Origin of the sequence: Herbaspirillum sp. VT-16-41, from assembly GCF_001994935.1 — a bacterium.
GTDB classification, from domain to species: Bacteria; Pseudomonadota; Gammaproteobacteria; order Burkholderiales; family Burkholderiaceae_D; genus Herbaspirillum; species Herbaspirillum frisingense.
This window is the reverse complement of sequence record NZ_MUXB01000223.1, coordinates 1-503: the sequence shown is the minus strand read 5'-3', so window position 1 is coordinate 503 and position 503 is coordinate 1. Positions and strand designations below refer to the sequence as shown.

The 503-nt window shown below is 54.5% G+C and carries 1 protein-coding gene; it reads right to left on the bottom strand.

From position 1 onward, the window contains the following. Nucleotides 1-250 precede the first annotated feature (250 nt). Nucleotides 251-503: helix-turn-helix domain-containing protein (locus tag BTM36_RS26795; protein ID WP_139347310.1), on the bottom strand; the 253-nt coding region annotated here is incomplete at its 5' end.

The window sequence follows — 503 nt, the reverse complement described above, 5'->3', positions numbered from 1 at the left end:
TGTCATCGCGCTTACGAGGGATTTCCCCCTGTTTGTTTGGCGCGTCTTTAACATCTTTGGTGTGTTGGTCATCGGACTGGTGATGTGTGGCCATATTTTCCTCCCGTGTTGTTTTATCGAGTATAGACAATCGGGATCGGGGACCGGAGGAATGGCGAATATTCCCTGGCATTCAGTCTGTTCCCCACCCGGTCGTAACCCCGGATGGCGGCGCAAACGCCTTATCCGGGCGCGATAGCGGGAGCGGGAACTACTCCTCACCCGCTTGATGATAGCGACGCCATGCGCCCGGCGGCATACTGTATTTGCGGGTAAAAACCCGGGTAAAAGTTTGCTGGGAGTCGAAGCCGTAGCGGGTGGAGATGGTGATGATCGACTCCTTTGTCACGCTCAGGTCGTGGGCGGCGCCTTCCAGCTTTTTGTTGCGAATATACACGCCTAACGGAATATCAATAATCGGATGAAAGAGGCGCTGTAAATGCCATTTGGAGTAACCTGCCCGG